Origin of the sequence: Archangium sp. Cb G35 (assembly GCF_001896145.1) — a bacterium.
In the GTDB taxonomy this organism is placed as follows: Bacteria; Myxococcota; Myxococcia; order Myxococcales; family Myxococcaceae; genus Archangium; species Archangium violaceum.
Map to the genome: position 1 here is coordinate 580,505 of NZ_MPOI01000003.1, position 18,323 is coordinate 598,827.

General features: G+C 69.6%; 17 protein-coding genes. 5 read left to right on the forward strand and 12 right to left on the reverse strand.

What is annotated here, in order from left to right; genetic code table 11:
- Positions 1-11: 11 nt before the first annotated feature.
- On the reverse strand, positions 12-923 hold the full coding sequence (locus BO221_RS12675; protein WP_073560669.1) for an ABC transporter ATP-binding protein: 912 nt from the start codon (positions 921-923) through the stop codon (positions 12-14).
- Positions 924-960: 37 nt separating this feature from the next.
- A complete protein-coding gene (locus tag BO221_RS12680) occupies positions 961-1,482 on the reverse strand; it encodes a TspO/MBR family protein (RefSeq protein ID WP_083680981.1) in 522 nt (173 codons plus the stop codon).
- 76 nt (positions 1,483-1,558) lie between these two features.
- Between BO221_RS12680 and BO221_RS12685 the strand changes: the two genes are divergently transcribed.
- Positions 1,559-2,137 (forward strand): DUF924 family protein, encoded by a 579-nt coding sequence (locus tag BO221_RS12685; protein WP_073560670.1) that lies wholly within the window; start codon positions 1,559-1,561, stop codon positions 2,135-2,137.
- Positions 2,138-2,148: 11 nt separating this feature from the next.
- Here BO221_RS12685 and BO221_RS12690 read toward each other — a convergent pair whose 3' ends face one another.
- From BO221_RS12690 to BO221_RS12715, 6 genes are all read right to left on the reverse strand, one after another.
- Positions 2,149-2,904, reverse strand: coding sequence for a ferritin-like domain-containing protein (locus BO221_RS12690; RefSeq protein WP_073560671.1), 756 nt, complete (start codon positions 2,902-2,904; stop codon positions 2,149-2,151).
- Complete coding sequence (locus BO221_RS12695; RefSeq protein WP_073560672.1) at positions 2,904-4,100, reverse strand: hypothetical protein; 1,197 nt, start codon at positions 4,098-4,100, stop codon at positions 2,904-2,906. Before BO221_RS12695 ends, BO221_RS12690 begins: the two co-directional genes overlap by 1 nt.
- A gap of 211 nt (positions 4,101-4,311) precedes the next feature.
- Positions 4,312-5,361: an extensin-like protein gene (locus BO221_RS12700; RefSeq protein ID WP_073560673.1), complete on the reverse strand. Its 1,050-nt coding sequence runs from the start codon at positions 5,359-5,361 to the stop codon at positions 4,312-4,314.
- 39 nt (positions 5,362-5,400) lie between these two features.
- Positions 5,401-6,363: a ParA family protein gene (locus tag BO221_RS12705; protein ID WP_073560674.1), complete on the reverse strand. Its 963-nt coding sequence runs from the start codon at positions 6,361-6,363 to the stop codon at positions 5,401-5,403.
- A gap of 51 nt (positions 6,364-6,414) precedes the next feature.
- Entirely contained in the window at positions 6,415-8,121 is a 1,707-nt protein-coding gene (locus BO221_RS12710) for a HEAT repeat domain-containing protein (RefSeq protein WP_073560675.1), read from the reverse strand.
- A 292-nt stretch (positions 8,122-8,413) separates the two neighbouring features.
- Positions 8,414-8,854, reverse strand: a complete 441-nt coding sequence (locus BO221_RS12715; RefSeq protein ID WP_073560676.1) for a hypothetical protein — start codon at positions 8,852-8,854, stop codon at positions 8,414-8,416.
- 228 nt (positions 8,855-9,082) lie between these two features.
- On the opposite strand from BO221_RS12715, the gene BO221_RS12720 reads away from it, so the two are divergent.
- The 4 genes from BO221_RS12720 to BO221_RS12735 all read left to right on the forward strand — a co-directional run bounded on the left by BO221_RS12720 (position 9,083) and on the right by BO221_RS12735 (position 12,388).
- The gene (locus tag BO221_RS12720) at positions 9,083-9,835 is read left to right on the forward strand and encodes a hypothetical protein (protein ID WP_073560677.1); all 753 of its coding nucleotides are present in this window, start codon (positions 9,083-9,085) and stop codon (positions 9,833-9,835) included.
- A gap of 321 nt (positions 9,836-10,156) precedes the next feature.
- Positions 10,157-10,615, forward strand: coding sequence for a helix-turn-helix domain-containing protein (locus tag BO221_RS12725; RefSeq protein ID WP_083680982.1), 459 nt, complete (start codon positions 10,157-10,159; stop codon positions 10,613-10,615).
- 112 nt (positions 10,616-10,727) lie between these two features.
- On the forward strand, positions 10,728-11,630 hold the full coding sequence (locus BO221_RS12730) for a fatty acid desaturase (RefSeq protein ID WP_073560678.1): 903 nt from the start codon (positions 10,728-10,730) through the stop codon (positions 11,628-11,630).
- 80 nt (positions 11,631-11,710) lie between these two features.
- Positions 11,711-12,388 carry a helix-turn-helix transcriptional regulator gene (locus BO221_RS12735; RefSeq protein ID WP_083681011.1) on the forward strand — a complete coding sequence of 226 codons (678 nt, stop codon included), beginning with the start codon at positions 11,711-11,713 and terminating at the stop codon, positions 12,386-12,388.
- A 184-nt stretch (positions 12,389-12,572) separates the two neighbouring features.
- Here the strand turns inward: BO221_RS12735 and BO221_RS12740 are convergent, their stop codons facing one another.
- From BO221_RS12740 to BO221_RS12755, 4 genes are all read right to left on the reverse strand, one after another.
- Complete coding sequence (locus tag BO221_RS12740) at positions 12,573-13,052, reverse strand: response regulator (RefSeq protein WP_073560679.1); 480 nt, start codon at positions 13,050-13,052, stop codon at positions 12,573-12,575.
- The gene (locus BO221_RS12745; RefSeq protein ID WP_233165939.1) at positions 13,049-15,280 is read right to left on the reverse strand and encodes an ATP-binding protein; all 2,232 of its coding nucleotides are present in this window, start codon (positions 15,278-15,280) and stop codon (positions 13,049-13,051) included. The genes BO221_RS12740 and BO221_RS12745 overlap by 4 nt, the downstream gene beginning before the upstream one ends.
- Positions 15,281-15,372: 92 nt before the next feature.
- Positions 15,373-16,698, reverse strand: coding sequence for an ATP-binding protein (locus BO221_RS12750; RefSeq protein ID WP_073560680.1), 1,326 nt, complete (start codon positions 16,696-16,698; stop codon positions 15,373-15,375).
- Positions 16,699-16,935: 237 nt separating this feature from the next.
- Positions 16,936-18,273 carry an ATP-binding protein gene (locus tag BO221_RS12755; protein ID WP_073560681.1) on the reverse strand — a complete coding sequence of 446 codons (1,338 nt, stop codon included), beginning with the start codon at positions 18,271-18,273 and terminating at the stop codon, positions 16,936-16,938.
- Positions 18,274-18,323 lie beyond the last annotated feature (50 nt).

Below are 18,323 nucleotides of genomic sequence, written 5' to 3' on the forward strand. Positions count from 1 at the left end.
TGGGTGGCTCCTCAGCCCGCGATGGCCTGGACGCCGGAAGCCGGCTCCTGCGCGAGGTGTCCCTTGATGGTGGCGAAGTAGGCGTCCTCGAGGTCCGGCACGGCCGGCGCGAAGGAGTCATCCGGCGCCCCCGCGCTGTAGACGTGCACGAGCGTGCGTCCCATCAGCAGCCGGTGGGAGATGACGGGCAGCCCGGCCTGCATCTTCGACAGCTCCGCCTTGTCCACGAACTTCTTCCAGATGCGCCCCTCGAGCCGGGCGATGATGTCCTCGGGCGCGCCGGTGAGCAGCACCTTCCCCCCGTTGAGCACCGCCATCTGCGGGCACAGGTCGCGCACGTCCGAGACGATGTGCGTGGAGAGGATGACGATGACGTCCTGCCCGATTTCACTCAGCAGGTTGTGGAAGCGCACGCGCTCCTCGGGGTCGAGGCCCGCGGTGGGCTCGTCCACGATGAGCAGCTTGGGGTTGCCGAGCAGCGCCTGGGCGATGCCGAAGCGCTGACGCATGCCACCGGAGAAACCGCCGAGCTGCTTGCGCCGGGCGTGGTGGAGGTTCGTCTGCTGCAACAGCGCGTCCACCACCTGCTTGCGCTCGCGCGCGTTGGAGATGCCCTTGAGCGTGGCGAGGTGGGTGAGGAGATCCTCGGCCGTCACCTTCGGGTAGAGGCCGAAGTCCTGCGGCAGGTAGCCGAGCACCCGGCGCACCGCGTCCTTGTCCTTCAGCACGTCGATGTCACCGAGCGAGGCGCTGCCGCTGTCGGCCTCCTGCAGGGTGGCCAGGGTGCGCATCAGCGTGGACTTGCCCGCGCCGTTGGGCCCGAGCAGCCCGAACATGCCGGGCTTGATGGTGAGCGTGACGTCCTGGAGCGCCTGGGTACCGTTGGAGTAGCGCTTGGACAGGTTCTGGATGCGGAGCTCCATGGAGCCCTCCCAAAGAAGAGGAGGGCATCATGTCACGTCATGGGTTGAGGCGGACGATCTCCTCGTTGAGCGCGCTGGCGAAGCCCACCCACGCCAGGTACGGCACCATCATCCACGCCGCGCCCGTGTCCACCTTGCGCGCCACCGCGGTATACGCCGCGAGGCTCACGCCGAGTGCGGCGATGTCCGCGAGGGCCTCGCGCTGGCGATGTTTGCCGAAGAAGAGCGGGGACCAGAGGGCGTTGAAGCCGAGCTGCAGGCCCCACAGCGCGAGCGCCCACGAGCGGCGGGGGCCCGCCGGCCGGTTCCACACCCGCCACGCGGAGAGTGACATCAAACCGTACAGCGCCGTCCACGCCGGCCCGAACACCCAGGGAGGAGGCGTGAAGCCGGGCTTGCGCAGCCGCTTGTACCAGAGCTGCCCGCTGCTCGAGACGCGGCCTCCGATCAAGGCCGTGCCGGCGGTGAGCGCTCCGATGGTTCCCAAGGCAACGAACGACTCCTTCCTCAAGGACGGGTTGCGCAGGGCCGGGTTGTCCGGATTGTGTTGCTCCAACATCGTTGTCACCTCCATGGGCACGTCTTCGTGGGAAGCTGAGCGGCGGGTGCTAGAAAGGCAACCCCAGGAGGCAACCATGGCCAGCGCGGACGACATCCTCTCCTTCTGGTTCGGCCAACCGAACGAGCCGGGCTACACGGAACCTCGCGGACGCTGGTTCGAGCAGGATTCCAGCTTCGATGCCGAGTGCGCCCGCCGCTTCCTCGCCACCCACGAGAAGGCCTCCGTGGGCGAGCTCCAGGCGTGGCGTGACGAGCCTCGCGGTGCGCTGGCGCTGGTGCTCCTGTTGGATCAATTCCCGCGCAACCTCTTCCGCGACTCGGACCGAGCCTTCGCCACCGACGCCCAGGCCCGTGAGGTGGCGCGTCACGCGCTCGCCCGCGGCCTCGACGTGCCCCTGCCCCCTGTGTGGCGGTGGTTCTTCTACCTGCCCTTCGAGCACAGCGAGGAGATCCACGACCAGCGCCTCGCCGTGTCCCTCTTCGAATCGCTCCTGCCACAGCACCCGGCCGGTGCCGAGGTGCTGGACTACGCCCGGCGACACCTCGGTGTCATCGAACGCTTCGGGCGATTCCCCCACCGCAACGCCCGGCTGGGCCGCGAGTCGACTCCGGAGGAAATGGCCTTCCTCCAGGAGCCGGGCTCTTCGTTCTAGGGGGAGTGGCGCTACGCCGGGGCTCCCGCGGCCTCCTCGCCGACCCTCGCCTCCAGCTTCGTTCCGGCCGCGATCCAGGCACGCACCAGCGCCAGGTGCTCCTGCTCCGCGTCCAGCGCCCGCTGGAAGTCCTCGGCGATCTCCGTGTGTCCCAGCTCGCGCGCCAGCTCGATGAGCAGCTCCCAGCTCGCGTTGTCCACGAGCTCGGCCGTCAGCAGCCCCTCGAGCGACTGCAGCAGGTTGACGCGCGGGTCCACCAGCATCTTCGGCACGCCCTCGGACATGGTGGCCTGCAGGTTCGCCGCGGGCGTGACCGCCGTGGGGTCTCCCCCCAGCTTCTCGATGGTGCGCTTGACGAGCGCGAAGTGCGACAGCTCATCCCGGCGGATCTTCTCCAATTGCTCCCGCGAGGGCCCGCCGTCCCACGTGCCGAACACGTCCAGCTTGGACAGAGCCGCCTCGTAGATGCGCACCCCGGTGCGCTCGAAGCCAGCACGCTGGCCCAGCTTGTCCATGAGGACCGTGGACCGGCCGCCCTTCAGTATGTCCATGGCCGCCTTGGCCATGCCCTTCAGGTTGGGAGGCGGCACCGTGCCCAGCCCGTCCACCTCGCGCGCGAACTCCTGGCGTTCCTTCGCGATGGCCGAGGCATCCCCCGGGCTGCTCGGAGCCGCCTTCTCGGCGCCCTCGATGGCCTTCTTTCCGTGCACCGGATGCACCGAGATGCCCGTCCGGTTCATCCCCATCTCACTCGCCTTGCGTTCCATTACTGGATCCTCCCCTCGGACAGGGTGCCGAGGCGCTCGGCCTCGTCCGACAACTCGGTACCCGGACGCCAGTGGTAGCCCGCGGCGGCCGTCTCCGACGGGGAGCCCTCCGAGTTGAGCTGCTCACGGTAGAGCCGCGTGCGCTCGGCCTCCTCGGTGCGCGGCACGAAGCCGGTGCCCTTGGCGCTCAGGTGCACTTCGTCGCGCAGCACCTTGCGCACAAACTCGCGGTGGCTGTCGAAGCGGATGGGCTCCGGCAGTTCCCTGGGCAGCACCTCGGCCGGGTCACGCCCCTCCAGCCGCTGGAAGAGCTCCATCACGTAGTGCAGGTGCCCCAGTTCGTAGTCCACGAACCGCTGCCAGACCTCCTTGATGCGCGGGTTCGACTCGTAGCGCAGGCAGCTGTAGTAGTTGTAGACCTCGACCGCCTCGTGCAGCAGCCACTTCTCCAGCCACGACTCGCCCGGATCCATCAGCGACTCGTATTGCGTGACGTGCTGCTCCTCGATGGAGGCGATCTCCGCGTAGAGCTGGCGCGCCACCGGGTCGGTGAACATGGGCCCGATGGTCATGTAGAAGTCGTGGGTCTGGTGCTCGGCCGCGGTGATGGTGAGCGCGTGAATCTTGGTGAGCGGCTGGGCGGTGCGCGCGTCATAGGGCCGGCGGACGTCGTCCAGCGGGTGACGGTGCTCGATGGAGGTGGGCCGTCCGGGGATGATGTCCGAATAGCTCTGCACGAGGTAGTTGGGGTCCTTGCCCTCCAACCGGTCGTACAGCGCCGAGTAGCGATACAGGTGATCGAAGTCCTCGAGCATGCCGAAGCGGTACGCCTGGGCCATGTACGGGTCCGGCTCGTGCTGGGCCACGCTCGCCGTCACCTCGATGGCCACCTGCTCGAAGCCAACCGTGGTCTCCAGCGGGGACTGGTCCCCCGGGTTCATCCAGTTGACGAGCGTCTGCTGGTGCTGCTCCACGCGGCGGATGATGGCCAGGGGCTCGCGCAGCTCCCGGTTCATCCGCGCGCAGGCGTGACTGAAGCGAAGGGCCTCTGATTCGATGCCATTCATCAGGATGACGCGCACCCGGGTGAAGGCGTCATCATCCAGCTTGCTGTAGGTCCTTCGTGTGAGGTCCTTCCAGGTGAACCGCTGGCGATCCAGGGGGACACCCTTCTCCTTGAAGAGGTCGAGAGCCACGTGTCACTCCTTAATGAGTGTCTCGGGGAGAACCGTGGAGCGCACGGCGCACACCACCCCCCGGGTTCGCCGGTAAAGCTCCGACTCCCCCCCGGGTGCGGCAAACCCCCGCTGGCGCGCCGCCTGCTCTCCAGGGCTCCAGACGCGAGAAAGCCCGCCAGGTCACGAGGACCGGCGGGCTTCGGAAGCTCGAAGGAGGTGTACCCGGGTACTAGCGGGAAACCGCCTGGCTCAGGGCGCGGTGCACGGCCTCGAGCGCCTTGCGGGCCTCGAGCAGCTCGGCGCGCTCGGCGGTGAGCGAGGCCACCTGCTGGGCCAGCACATCGCGCTCGCCCTGGAGCGTGTCCACGGCGCGGCGAAGCGCGGCGGCATCGTCCTTGGCGGACTCCAGCTCTCCGGCGAGCCGCTCCTCCTCGGAGAGGCTGTCGGCCAGGGCCCGCTTGGCCTCGGCGACGGCGGCCTCCAGGGTGGAGCGCTCCTGGGCCTGGGCCTGCATGGCCTGACGGGCCTCCTGCAGCGACAGCAGGGCCTCGTCGCGCTCGCCCTCCAGCGCGGCCAGCTCGCGCTCGAGGTCACCGAGCAGCTTCACCCGGCCCTCCATGTCGGTGGCGAGCCGGCGCGCCTCGTCCATGCGCAGGCGGGCCTCCTCGGTGGCCTTCTCCGCCTGGCGCCGCGACACCTCCAGCTCCTGGGTGAGCGTGAGGTTGAGCGCCTTCACCTTGGTGAGCTCGGACTGGAGCGCCGAGATGCGCTCCACCGCGCGCATGCCCGCCTCGGCCACGCTGGCCGGCAGGGGCTCGGGACGCGGGTTCTCGCGCACCGCCTTGAGGCGCTCCTTCAGCCGCTCGCGGCGGGCCTGGTTGTCCAGGTCCTCCTTGGGCGAGGCGGGCGTCTGCACCTCCACCTCGTGCTCGGGCGCCTCGACCCGGGCCACCGGGGCGGCGGGCACCTCCGGCGGGGCCTGGACGGCGGGGGCGCGCAGGGCGGCGTCAATCACCTCGGCGGCGGTGGGACGCGGCGCGCGGGCGCGCTCGACACGGGCACGCACCTCGGCGGACAGGTCGTGGGCGGCGGACGAAGGAGGCTCGGGGGCCGGCTCCGGCTCGGGCGCCAGGGCCTGGGGCTCGGGCTCCTGGGCCAGGGCCTGGGGGGGCTGCTCCTGCGGCTCCTCGGGCGCGGCGGGATCGACGACGCCGGTGAATGCACCCAGACGGAGGCGCGGCTTGGCGCGGGACACGTTCTGTTCGAAGGCCTTCTTCATGGACGAGCCTGAGCAGCGGGAGAGAAGGGGGGTTATACGTCAACCGGCCCGCTGCGCGCCGCTATCATCGGTACCGGGAGCCGAGCCCGCCCGCAAGCGGGGAAGTACATTCTGGATGAGGGCCTCGATGTCCGTGGCCCCCTTGGAGCCCGGATCCGCCACGAAGACGGGCCGGCCCTCGCTCGAGGCCTGGGCGAACTTGGTGCACTGCCGGATGATGGTGGGCAGCAGGTACTCCGGGTAGTGCGTCTGCAGCGCCTCCAGCGCCTCCTTGGCCAGCTTGAAGGTGGCGTTGAAGGAGTTGACCACGATGAAGACGTGGTCCAGCACGTGGTTGAGATCCTCCTCCAGGCTCTGCACCGTCTCGAAGAGCAGCTTGAGGCCGTGGAAGGAGAGGAAGTCGGCCAGCACCGGGACGAACAAGTCGTTGGCCGCCATGAGGGCGTTGAGGTTGAGCAGGCCGAAGGAGGGCGGCGCGTCGAAGACGATGATGTCGTACTGCGCCTCGACTTCCTTCAGGGCATTGCGCAGCTTGAACTCGCGTCCCGCCATGGGCATGAGCGCCAGGTCCACCGTGGACATGGTGAGGTTGGAGGGGACGAAGTGCAGGTTGGGCAGGGAGGACTTCTGGATGACCTCCGACATGGGCGACTTGCGCACCAGGACGTTGAGGAGCGTCTTGTCGAAGTCCTCGCCCTCGAAGCCCAGGCACTTGGTGGCATGGCCCTGGCTGTCGAGGTCGACGATGAGGACGTTGTAGCCCAGCTCCGCCAGGCGCCAGGCGTAGGAGGTGGACAGGGACGTCTTGCCCGTGCCGCCCTTGAAGTTGAGGAAGAGCTGCTTGCGGCGGCCGAGCGACGGCGGGAACGCGCCCAGCTGCGTGCGCAGGGCCCACACCTCGGCGCCCGTGTAGCTGTCCTGCTTCAGCGCCGAGGCGATGGACTTCAGTGGCAAGCCGAGCATCTCGGCCACCTGCTTGGAGCTGTACGTCGGCGCATCCATGGAAGACCCTTCAGAGAACCCTTCGTCGAACCGGGCGGCCCCTACCTTGCCTCAAGCGGCGAAGTATTTGTGGCCCCGCCGGATGATCGCTCCCCTGGCCACCAGGAGGGTAAGCGCCTCCTCGGCGAGCTCGGGTGGCGCGGAGATGCCGGTGGCCAGCTCACCGAGCGAGCGGCCCCGGATGGCCGCGCGAATCTCCGACATCAGCGGCCCACACAGGGCCTCCACCGGGGACACGGGCTGGCGCGCGGCGGGACGAGACACGGGCTGGGCCTGCGGGGCCGTGGGAGCCGCGGCGGTCCGCACGGCCTGCTGGGCCACGCCCCGGGCCGGAGAAGCGGCGGCTGGCACCGCGGCGCGGTGGGCCGTGGACGGAGCGGGGCCGGGACGCGCGGGAGCCTGGACGGCCGCCGGGGCAGCGGGAGCGGGAGCGGCCACGGGCGCGGCGGCGCGGGGGGCCGGCTTCGGGAGGAGCGAGGCGCGCACGGGCTGGACGGGGAGCGTGGCGAGGCGGCGGATCTCCCGGCGGCGCCGGCCCTCGTCCATGTCCACCACGGCGGAGACGTCCTGGCCGAGGATGCGCGAGAGGCTCTGCGCGGCGGAGCGGCGCACGCGCACCTCGTCGTCCTTGAGGGCCTCGAGCAGCAGCATGCGGGCGTCCTCCCCGCTGCCGGCCCCGAGCGCCAGGGCGGCGAGGCTGCGCACCTCGGGGTCCGGATCGTGGATGGCTTCCTCGCCCAGACGGCGCGCGCCCTCCCCTTCCAGGCCCAGCGCCAGCAGCGAGGCGCGCCGGCGCACGGAGCGGTCCGGGTCCTTCACGGCCTGGGCGAGGTGGGGCGCGGCCTCCTGGGGCGCGATGCTCAGCAGCGCCTTGAGGGCGGCGATGCGCACCTCGGGAACGGAGGAGGCCAGCAGGGGCGACACCACGAGGACGCCCTCCTCCTTGCCCACCTCGGCGAAGGCGGCCAGCAGGGCCACCTGGACGGAGGGGTCCTTCTCCGCATGCAGCGCCGTGGCCAGGGCGGGCGCGGCGGCCGGCTGGCCCAGGGCCTTGAGGCGCTCGGCGGCGCGCACACGCGAGGTGGCGTCCGGCGCCGACAGCTCGCGCACGGAGAAGCCGAAGAGCGTCTCGTCACCGCCGCCCGAGAGCTCCGCCATCTGCCCGGGGCTCACCGCCAGCCGCCCCTCCAGGAAGAGGCGCTGCGCGTGCTGCATCACCGGGGAGACACCCGCCGCGGACGCCGCCACCACCGCGAGCGCGGGCTGCTCCACCTCCTGCGGGCGCTGCGGCTGCGGCTCGGACTGGGAGGGCCACGGGTAGGCGGGGGCGGACGGCGAGGACGCGGTCACGGCCGGACGCTCGAGCGCCTCGCTGCGCAGCTGGGAGATGAACGAGGCCAGGTCGATGCCCAGGCCGTCGTCGTCCTCCTCCTCGCGATCGCGCCCGTCCGAGGTGCGGATGCGGCTGGCCTCCAGCAGCTTGCCGAGCAACTGGCTGCGCTCGGTGCGCAGGGCCTGGTTGAGGCGGGTGAGCTCCTCGCGCTCGGAGGCCATGCGGCCCAGGCGGACCTCCAGCCCGGCCACCTCCCGGCGCAGCGCCAGCTCGCGCTCCTCGGCCTGGGTCAGCTCGCGCCGCAGGTGCGCCATCTCCTCGCGAGTGGACGTCAGCTCGTGGTTGAGCTGCTCGGCACGAGCCTCGAAGTAGACGATCTTTTCGAGTGCGCTCTTGAGCAGCGCGTCCGGACGCTCGTCGCTCACGGCCTGAACAGCCCTCCCTCTCACCGGGGCACGCCAGGAGCCCGCCGCGCCTGGGAACGCGGGGAGCTCCGGTACCCGGGGACGCCCGGGAGCGCGCCACCATATGTCAGACCTTCATGAGAGGTAAACCCCTGAAATGGTTGGGACTTTTCCGTCCCGGCCCACCTCGGGAGTTGACAATCGCGCCGGGGCCGATTTCTCGGGCCCGCGCGCGATCCGGGAGGGGTGCGTCCACCGCGCCACGCGTCGGCCGGGCCGCCCCACGGACAGCCCGGCCGCACCGGGGTGAACGCTACCTGGCGTCCTGCTTCTCGAGCCGCGACTGCTCGGTGAGCTGGCGCACGTCACGCTCGAAGTCCTCGCCCCTCGAGAGCGCCGTCAGCCCCGACGTATCCAATGCGCAGATCGCCTGCACATGGACGGAGATGGGGATGGGGGAGTTGTTGATGAAGAAGCCGCCGACGAACGAGCCATAGGCCTTCACGAACCCCACATTGGTGAGCGAGCTGAAGAACCCGGTGCCAATGACGCGCATGCCCGACGGGCAATAGGCATGCACCGAAGAGGAGGAGCCCGAGGGGATGTCGACCGGCGCGGATTCAACCGTCTGCACACCGGTCAGCGCGGCCGCACCGACAGCCCCCTGTTGGCCAAGGCCAACGGACGCGGCCGCGGCCCCAACGCAGGCAAGCACCGAGGTAACGACCAGGGCAGGCGTGAACTTGAACCTCATAGGTAGGTTTCCTCTCAGGGTAGAGAACCGGACAGGGACTTCACTGTTGGTATACAAAAAATCACGCTCAGGCGGAAGGTGTCGGGACCTCTCACGCTCCCGCCAGCATGCCCGTCAGCGCCCGCCGCCCCACCCCACCCGAGCCCCCGTGCCCGGAGTTCCCCCCGTCCCGACCCGACTCGATTGGTCAGCCCGGTGTGTTAGGAGTCTTCTCCGGGAGGACACCCCATGGAGAAGCAAGACGAGAAGGAAGACATCCACCCGAACGATGGGCCCCCGGAGCCCTACCGCGTTCTCAAACGCTACCGTGCCATCGGTGGCGGACTGGGCCGGCTGTACGAGGCGCGCAACAACGAGACGGGCAACCCGGCCCTGGTGCTCATGCCCGGCCCCAAAGGAGATCTGCGCGCGGAAGAGGACTGGCAGGTGCGCGCCACCGCCAACGTCACCCCGCCCTACCTCGCGCTCGAGGTGGAACGCGCGCCCGCGAACGGACAACTCCGGCAGCTCACGTGGATGCTCGAGCGATGGGCTGGGACCCTGATGCGCATCGACACACGGCCGGAAGCGCGGGCCCACCTGACGGCTGGCTCCCAGAAGCCCTCCCCGCCACGCTCACGCGCCCCGAGCGGAACCGTGGTGGCCCTGCTGCTGGCGCTCGGAGTGACGCCGTGGACGCACGCCACGCCAGAGCCCATCACCCCCGCCGCCGCGCCGCCCGTGCTCACCCTGGACAGCCCGGAGCCCGACTCGGCGCTCTATACGAGCGGAACGGATGTCATTGCCCATCCCATGCCCCAGGGGCCCTTCCGGGGTCAGAACCGCCCGCCATGCAAGTCGCGGCACGAGGTCGTCATCCGCGGTGGATGCTGGGTCGAAATCGCATCTCGTCCACCCTGTGAGGATGCCTACGAACTCGAGGGCAAATGTTACATGCCCGGGTACAGCGCTCCGCGTCCTCCGCAGGCCTTGAACCCCTGACGCAGGTGACTTGACAGGTGGGGCTCCCAGACTCAAGCTGGGAGGTAACACGAAACACGCGAGTCCTTCTGGGTAACGCCACTGGTCGGCTCGTGCAGGGACATGGTGCGGGTGACACCGGTCCCTGTCAGCACCCATGAGCATCAGTTGGGAGGAGCCACGGCTTCTTCCTTGGTGCCTCGAGAGGCTCCCGGCACGTGCCACCAACACGGGCCGGGGGCCTCTTTCTTTTCGTGCGTCACCTCACAACCCACTTTCAAAGTCACCGCTGACACATGACTTGCGAAGTCATATAAGCCAGCGAGGAGTCAGGACGGAGCCATGGCGTCGAAGACTACTTTTCAAGTCCCCCCCGAGCAGACCCCTTCCCCTCCCCCCCTCCGCCCCCGCCGGAGCAAGCGCGAGGCGAAGCTGAAGCTGTCCAAGGCCCTGGGAGACGCGGCCCGGGAAGCCCGGCAGAAGGCCAGTTTGACGCAGGCGGACGTGGCCGAGCGCATCGGCGTGGCCACCGAGGTCTACGGCCGGCTGGAGCGGGGGCTGCTCATGCCGAGTGTCCCCACGCTGCGCCGCATCTGCCTGGCCCTGCACCTGTCCGCGGATGCCCTGCTCGCGCTCAGCTCGCCCCAGCCCCCCATCTGGGAAGAGCCCCCGCCCCCCTCCTCCGAGCAGGAGCATCCGGCGATGCGGCGGCTGCTGCGCAACGTGCGCAAGCTCAACAGCACGCAGATCCGCGCCCTCTCCCTGATGGCCTCCACCCTCCGCCGCGAGGGCGAGGACTGATCCACCGCCCATCAGAGGGGGGAGCGGGAACGTCCGGATTTTCGCGCTGGCGCAACCGATTGGCGCTTGCAATGAAGCAGTTCACACCCCGCGTGCGTACATCGAAGGGGCCATGCCCCTCCGCCCCTCCGCCCACCCCGCCCTCGATGTGCCCCACCTCGCCGTCCATGGCCTCTGGTGCACCTGGCTCGCCGCGTTATTGGTGAGCTGGGACACCCTGCCCATGACGGGCCGCGTCACCCTGATGGTGGCCGGCTTCCTCCTCCTCTTCTGGAACTACGCCGTCCTGCACAACCACATGCACCAGCCCATCGCCCGCCCCCGGGCGCTGCGCTGGCTGGTGTCACGCACGCTCGGCGTGGCCTGCGGCTTCGCCTACCGCGGCTACCACATCCACCACTTCAACCATCACCGGTACAACGATGGAGAGGGGGACTGGGGCCGCCGCCGCTCCGGCGAGGGCGCGTTGACGTACCTGGTGCGCTCCACCCTCACCCCGTGGTTCTGGCCCTATGGCCTGCTGGCCAACGTGTGGAAGGTGGCCGGACAGCGGAAGGGCCAGCGCGCCGAGCTGGTGCTCGACTTCGTCCTGCTGCAGGGCTCCCTGGTGGCGCTCGCCCTGTGGCGGCCGTGGCTGGCCCTGTCCTACTTCGGGATGATGCTCGCGGGGCAGATGTCCATCCACGTGCTCAACCTGGCCGCCCACCACGAGACGGATGCCACCCGCCGGGACTCGCTGGCCGTGACGTCCACGTCCCGCCTGTACAACCTCCTGTGCTTCAACGCCGGCTACCACCAGGCCCACCACCTGCGTCCCCAGCTTCCCTGGCGGGAGTTGCCGGCCCTCACGGAGCGTCTGGCCTCCGAGGGGTTGATTCGTCCAGCACTGCAAACCCCGCTGTCCCCCATCCATCCGTCCTGGGTGGCCCGGCTCCTCAAGCGCTATGCTGCCGCGCCGTGCGCCCCGCAGAAGGACTCGACGACTACCTCCGAGACCCCATCGGCCGCTATCTGACGGGAGAGAACTTCTTCCACTGGTACGCCACGCCCGAGCTGTGCGGGTTCACCGTGTGGGGCAGGCCCGGCGAGGCCCAGATTCAACGGCTCACCCAGGTGCTGGACGTGGAGCTGGCCCCCGCGGTGCCCCACTTGTCCCTGGTGGACGCCAGCCGCGTGGAGGCCCCGGACGCCAGCGGCCTGTCCGTGCTGGTGAAGTACATGGCGCCGCGCATCTCCGGCTTCACCCAGACGGTGAAGCGCCAGGCGCTGGTGCGGCCCGAGGGCATGGCGGGCGCGGTGGTGGGCGGCTTCTACAGCCTCGTCAGCTCCGGCTACCCCACGCGGGCCTTCGCGGATGCGCACGAGGCGCTCGCCTGGCTGGGCCGTCCCGAGGACGAGTCCCGCGCCCTGATGAACGAGCTGAACGACCTGGTGATGCAGCAGATGGGGCAGTCTCCGCTGCTCGGCGAGCTGCACCGGGTGCTGCGCCACCGGCTGGTGGACGCCAACCTCGCGGACGTGGCCCGGGAGCTGAGCATGTCCGAGCGCACGCTCCAGCGCCGCCTGCGCGAGGCCGGCACCTCCTTCCAGTCCGAGCTCAACACGGTGCAGGTGCGTACCGCGCAGGCGCTGCTGCTCGAGAGCGACGCCAAGCTCACCGCGGTGGCCGTGGAGGTGGGGTGCGCCTCGCTGCAGCACTTCAGCAGCCTGTTCCGCAAGATGACCGGCGAGTCCCCCAGCGCCTGGCGGGCCCGGCACCGCAAGACGCCCTGAGACACTCAAGAGAAGTGAGCGAAGACATCCCCTCTCCCCTCGGGAGAGGGTCAGGGTGAGGGTATCCGAGCCCGTTCTTCAAACCCGTGGCCCTCAGTGTGGACAGGGGGTTCAACCCGGGGTCCTGGCACCCTCACCCCGTCCCTCTCCCGGGGGGAGAGGGGAAATCTTCGCATGGGACGGCCTACGGCTCGGAGAGGGTGAGCGCCAGCTGGCGTAGCTCGTGGCCGTTGACGGGCTTGCGCAGCTCCTTCAGCAGCGGGGTCTCGCCGAACTCCTCGACAATCTCCTCCCAGGAGTAGTCCGAGTAGGCCGAGCAGAGCACCACCCGCTGCGATGGATGCACCTTCCACAGCTCCCGCAGCGTCTCTACCCCATTGCCGCCGGGCGGCATCCGGTAGTCCAGGAAGACCAAGGCGTAGGGACTGCCCGCCGCCACGGCCTCCCGTACCCGGGCCACCCCTTCCTGTCCCTGGAAGGCCGACTCCACCTCGAACTCCGGACCGGCGGGCCGCTCACGAGCGGGGGACGCACCGAAGAGGGCCGTCCGCAGCGATGCGAGCTGCTCCGGGCTCCCGCCGCGCTCCGGACAGAGGAGCCGCCGGAAGTCCTGGTGGATGGCCGCGGAGTCGTCGATGACCAGGATGCGCCGCTTGTCACTCATGCCGCCTCCGGCGGTGTGCAGGGCAACTCCAGGGTGAAGGTGGCGCCGCGCCCGGGACCGTCGCTGTGCGCCGTCAGCGTGCCGCCCAGCTCCTGCGCCGCCAGCGCACTGGAGTGCAGACCGAAGCCGTGGCCCTCCTCCCGGGTGGTGAAGCCGTGCTGGAAGATGCGCGTGAGCAGCTCCGGCTCGATGCCCATCCCGTTGTCGCTCACCTCGATGCGGACGCTGCCGGCCGCGGGCGACTCCATCCGCAGCGTCAGGCACCGCTGCTCCGCGGGCGCCGCATCCAGGGCGTACTTGGAGTTGCTGATGAGGTTGACCAGAATCATCAACACCTTGTGCTTGTCGGTCAGTATCTGAGGCACGGGGGACAGGTGCCTCACCACCCGCACCTCATGACGGGTGAGCCCCGCCGAGTTGATGCGCAGGGCGTCCTCCAACAGCTCCACCAGATTGGCCGGCTCGTTGAGCCGGGGCGCCCGGGTGTAGTTCTGCTGCAGCTTCACGATGGTGCCGATGTGCTCGGTGTACCGGCCCACCTCGTCGAGCAGCGACACGGCCTCATGGGTTTCCTTGCGCAGGTGCTGTCCCAGCCCGCTCAGGAAGGGCATGACATTCCGGCCGCGCTCGTCCTCGGTGAGAAAGGTGGCGAGATCGTTCCGGCGCGCCTCGAGCAGGGTGGCCAGCTGGCTGACGTCGTCCACCTGGAGGCCCACCAGCCGCTCCTTGGCCAGCATGGCCGAGGTGTGGACGCTGTTGAGCACGTTGCCCACGTTGTGCAGCACGCTGGTGGCCACCTCCGCCCGGCCCGCCTGCCGTGCCACCTGCACCAGTTGCCGGTGGACGTCCTTGAGCTCCCGGGTGCGCTCGTCCACCCGCTGCTCCAGCCCCTCGTTGGCCTGCCGCAGGGCCTCCTCGCGCCGCTGGACCTCGTCCGCCATGAGACCGAAGGACTGAGCCAGCTGTCCCAGCTCGTCCTGACGCCGGGTGTCCAGCTGGACCTGGAAGTTCCCGGTGGCGATCCGTTCGGTGGCGTGGGTGAAGTCCAGCAGGGGACGGGAGATCTGCTCCCGCAGCACCCAGAACATGATGGCCAGTTCCAACACCAGCGACGCCAGGCCGAACACCAGGACGTAGCGCGCCGCCAGGAGGGCGGGCACGGTGAGCTCCTTCTCGGGGAGCACCGTGACGAAGTTCCAGCCCGTCCCCCCCAGCCGGATCGTGGCGAGGAATTCGCCGTGTTCCGGCAGCTCCAGCACGCTCTGGGCGGGCGCGCGTGCCATCACCCGCTCGAAGATGTGCCGCAGGTGGTCCCGCTGCTCCGGGGAACCGATCTGGGTGGAGCCCGGCCCGGCGTCGAGGATGTTGTAGGCCTCGGTGCCATCCAGCTTCAGCTCGGGATGGGTGATGAGCTGACCATCGTCGCGGAAGATGACGTTGTACGCGCCGGGCAGGTGGCCCTTGGCGGTGCGGGCCATCAGCGCATCCAGGAGGATGTCATGGCCGATGGTGGCCACATGACGGCCCTCCACATCCAATGGGGTGGAGGCCGTGACCATCCAGACCTTCGAGACCGAGTCCACGAAGGCGCCGGACCAGGCCGTCCTCCGCTGGGGGTTGTTCTGGGGAAGGCTGTTGGTGAAGTAATCGAAGGTGTAGAGCGGAAAGTCGGGCTCGGCGTCCTGCGTATAGGTGGGGCGCTCCGGCCACAGGGTCACGAACGCTCCCTCCGGCATCATGATGTAGGTGTCCGCGACGCGGGTCAGCAGGAGCGGCCCGTGCTGGACGAGCACGTCGTACGCCGCCACGAGCCGCTGGCGGAGCTCCGCGCTGGGGGACACGCCGCGGAACACCATGAACCCCGGCGTCTTCGTGCCATCGAAGCCCTCGGGGCGGCTGCGGATCGTCCCGTCGGGGAGCTGGACGGTCAGACGCTCGAAGCGGGAGGCCGCCTCCTCCAGGCTCAAGGACTGGATGCGCTCCTGGAGGGCCTTCTTGAGGAAGGCATGGTGGTCCTCCGCCAGCAGGAAGATGGACTCCTCGCGGTGGCCGCGCTCGACGACCGAGCGCTCCAGCTGAAGGAGGGACTGGTCGCGCAGCGTCTTGAACAGGTGCAGGTAGCTGAAGAGCGTCCCCAGGGCGATGACCAACGCGATGCGTATCCCCATCTTGAGGAGCGTCGCGCGGGCCAGGGAGGCACGAGGGCGGGAAGGAATCGAGTTCGGCATGGAACGCGCTCAACGGGTTGGAGCGTGAATCCACGCACGGACCCACCGGAAACACCAGGGGAGGGAGGAACGGAGGCTGCCCGCCCGGAAGCTCATGCCACCGCGCTGGAAGGCGCATCGGCATGGGCGGCGGGGGCCGCTGGCAGCAGGATACGGAAGGTAGCGCCCTGACCAGGCAGGCTCTCCACGGAGAGCTCGCCGCCGAAGCCGGTGATGAGGCCGTGGCAGATGAACAGGCCCAGCCCAGTGCCCACGCCCGGCGGCTTGGTGGTGAAGAAGGGCTCGAAGATGCGGCCCAGATCCTCGGGGGCGATGCCATGGCCATTGTCCTGGACCTCCGCCCACACGCGGCCATCCGCGAGCAGGCCCGTGGCCACGCGGATGCGGGGCTCGGCGGGCCCTTTCGCCACGGCATGGAGGGCGTTGATGATGAGGTTGAGGAAGACCTGCCCCAGCCCATGCTCGTCGGCGAAAACGGGCGGCACCGGACACCGCGCCCACTCGACCCGGAGCCCCGGCACCTGGGCGAGGTTCGCCATGGCGAGGGCATCCTCCAGCACCGTGTCCAGCGCCACCGGCGCGTCGGGGAAGCGCCTGCCGCGGGAGAAGCCCCGCACGTCCTGGACCAGCCGTTGGATGCGCTCGCAGCCCTGGAGCGCATCGTGGCAGGACTCCTCGAGCTCCTCCACGCCGAGCGGGGGTTGGGTGGCGGCCAGCGCCTTCAGCTCCCCTCGAACATGGTGGAGGTTGGCGATGATGAAGCTGAGGGGGTTGTTGACCTCGTGCGCCAGCCCGGCGGCGAGCCGCCCCAGCGCTTCCAGCTTCTGGGCCTGGACGAGCTTGAACTCCAGCCGCCTGCGCTCCTCCGTCTCCCGCCGCAGCTGGGCGTTGGCCTGCTCCAGCTCCGCCACCCGCCTGCGCTCGCGCCGCAGCAACTCCCACTTCTCGGCGAGCGAGTGGGCCATCTGCCGCACCTCCATGCTCTTGAAGGGCTTGTGGAGGATGAGCAGCCGTTGGCTGATGCCCAGCCGCTGCACCACCTGCTCCCAGGAGTAATCCGTGTACGCCGAGCAGAGGACGACCTGGAGGTCCGGGTCCTCCCGCCAGAGGCGCTCGGTGGTCTCCACGCCGTCCATTCCCGGCGGCATGCGGACGTCGACGAAGGCCAGGGCGTACGGCCGCCCCTCCTTCAGTGCGGCCTTCACGCGCCGCAGACCCTCCTCTCCCTGGAAGGCGGAGTCCACCTCGAAGCAATACCCCCTGGGCCGGGGTGGAGGCATGCCGAAGAGCGAGGCTCTCAACTCCGCGAGTGACGCGCCGCCCTCGCTCTCGGCGAGCAGCCGGTGGAAGTCCTGGTGAATCGACGGAGTGTCATCGATGACCAGGACACGCGGCGCGGGCACGGATGAGAGACTCATGGTGTATACCCCCCCACCTGCCCCCTCGAGTCCCCTGTCCGCATCCACAACCGCGGGAATGCCTATCAATTCTCAATAACTGGTAGGTGAGATCTGCGACCAATGGGGGGGGCGGTCCAATCACATACTAATCAGGATTTTCAGACAAAGATATGTCCCGGCCGGCAACGCCCCCAGCACACCGGCTTCAATGTTGAGTAGGAGATGTTCCGCGAGTGGACCGGCGCCGCGCGGGTCTCACGCCGCGGCGGAGGCCGAAGCGGAGACGCGCTCGCCCGCCGCCGGCAACCACATGACGAAGCGGGCGCCGCCCTCGGAGCGGTTCTCCGCATGCAGCGAGCCCTCGGCGCGAGAGACATACTCGCGGCACAGCGCCAGCCCCAGCCCGGTGCCCTTGCCCGGCGGCTTGGTGGTGAAGAAGGGCTCGAAGAGCCGCGCCAACACGTGCGGGGGAATCCCCGGGCCGTTGTCCTCCACCTCCAGCCGCACCCCGCCCTCCAGCTTCCGCGCCCTCACCGCGATGGCCGCCCGGCGCGCGGGCTCCGCGTCCTCCACCGCATCCGCCGCGTTCACCAGCAGGTTCAACAACACCTGCACCAGGTGCCGCTGCCCCAACCGCACCGGCGGCAGCTCCGCGTCGATCTCCAGCGTCACGTCCCCCAGGCCGCGCAGGCGCACCGAGGCCAGCCGCCTCGCCTCGTGGATGGCGTCCTCCGCATTCCCCGCGTCGCCCTCGTCGATCTCCCGCGAGAAGCGCCGCAGATCCATGACGATCTGCTGGATGCGCAGCACCCCATCCTGCGTCTCGGCGACCACGTCCCGCAGCTCCCCCACGTCCAGCGGCCCGCCCTCGGTGCGCAGCTCCCGCTCCAGGAAGCCGAGGTTGGACTTCACGAAGGCCAGCGGGTTGTTCACCTCGTGGGCCACCCCGGCCGCCAACTGCCCCACCAGCACCAGCCGGTCCACCTCCGCGCGCTCGCGCTCGGCCTTCAACCGGCGGCGCTCGCTCTCGGACAACTGATCCAACGCCACCAGCCGCTCCTGCTGCGCCGTCTTCTCCGCGTCCCTCATCCGCCGGTACGTCTGCGTCCCGGCGATGGCGATCGCTCCAATCAGTCCAAAGCTCGCCCCGTGCGCCAGCAGCTCGCGCGGCGGCAGGCCGGCCAGCACGTCCAGCACCAGCACCGCCCCCAGCATGCCCACGCAGGCCATCACCGTGGGCACCCGGGTGTCCGGGGTGAAGATGGCGATGGCGAAGGGAATGGCGCTGAGCATCGGGAAGCAGGGACTGAGCGGCCCTCCGGTGAGGTGGATGAGCACCGTGGCCGCCACGAGCGACACCGGCCCGGACCACATCCCCGCCGACTTCACGGCAATCCACCCCGCCCCCACCGCCACGCCAATGACCAGGAAGCTCGCGACCCACCCCCCGTACGCCAGCACGAGCGCCGGCGCGAAGGCTCCCGCGCTCAGTCCATGGGCGATGAATCCCCCGAAGAGGAGTGCCGCACAGACGAAGTAGTTCTTCCGCTTCACCCCGCGCAGGGCCTGCATCCCGGAGGCATCAGGCATCATCGGGGGGCGATTGTAACATTCCGAACACTGGGATTGTACGGACCCGCAGT

Excerpts from the sequence above, each read along its gene's own strand:
- BO221_RS12730 (WP_073560678.1), top strand. The coding sequence starts at position 10,728 with ATGCCCCTCCGCCCCTCCGCCCACCCCGCCCTCGATGTGCCCCACCTC.
- BO221_RS12700 (WP_073560673.1), bottom strand. The coding sequence starts at position 5,361 with ATGAAGAAGGCCTTCGAACAGAACGTGTCCCGCGCCAAGCCGCGCCTC.
- BO221_RS12715 (WP_073560676.1), bottom strand. The coding sequence starts at position 8,854 with ATGAGGTTCAAGTTCACGCCTGCCCTGGTCGTTACCTCGGTGCTTGCC.
- BO221_RS12705 (WP_073560674.1), bottom strand. The coding sequence starts at position 6,363 with ATGGATGCGCCGACGTACAGCTCCAAGCAGGTGGCCGAGATGCTCGGC.
- BO221_RS12675 (WP_073560669.1), bottom strand. The coding sequence starts at position 923 with ATGGAGCTCCGCATCCAGAACCTGTCCAAGCGCTACTCCAACGGTACC.
- BO221_RS12750 (WP_073560680.1), bottom strand. The coding sequence starts at position 16,698 with ATGAGTCTCTCATCCGTGCCCGCGCCGCGTGTCCTGGTCATCGATGAC.
- BO221_RS12755 (WP_073560681.1), bottom strand. The coding sequence starts at position 18,273 with ATGATGCCTGATGCCTCCGGGATGCAGGCCCTGCGCGGGGTGAAGCGG.
- BO221_RS12685 (WP_073560670.1), top strand. The coding sequence starts at position 1,559 with ATGGCCAGCGCGGACGACATCCTCTCCTTCTGGTTCGGCCAACCGAAC.
- BO221_RS12725 (WP_083680982.1), top strand. The coding sequence starts at position 10,157 with ATGGCGTCGAAGACTACTTTTCAAGTCCCCCCCGAGCAGACCCCTTCC.
- BO221_RS12680 (WP_083680981.1), bottom strand. The coding sequence starts at position 1,482 with ATGTTGGAGCAACACAATCCGGACAACCCGGCCCTGCGCAACCCGTCC.
- BO221_RS12690 (WP_073560671.1), bottom strand. The coding sequence starts at position 2,904 with ATGGAACGCAAGGCGAGTGAGATGGGGATGAACCGGACGGGCATCTCG.
- BO221_RS12720 (WP_073560677.1), top strand. The coding sequence starts at position 9,083 with ATGGAGAAGCAAGACGAGAAGGAAGACATCCACCCGAACGATGGGCCC.
- BO221_RS12740 (WP_073560679.1), bottom strand. The coding sequence starts at position 13,052 with ATGAGTGACAAGCGGCGCATCCTGGTCATCGACGACTCCGCGGCCATC.
- BO221_RS12745 (WP_233165939.1), bottom strand. The coding sequence starts at position 15,280 with ATGCCGAACTCGATTCCTTCCCGCCCTCGTGCCTCCCTGGCCCGCGCG.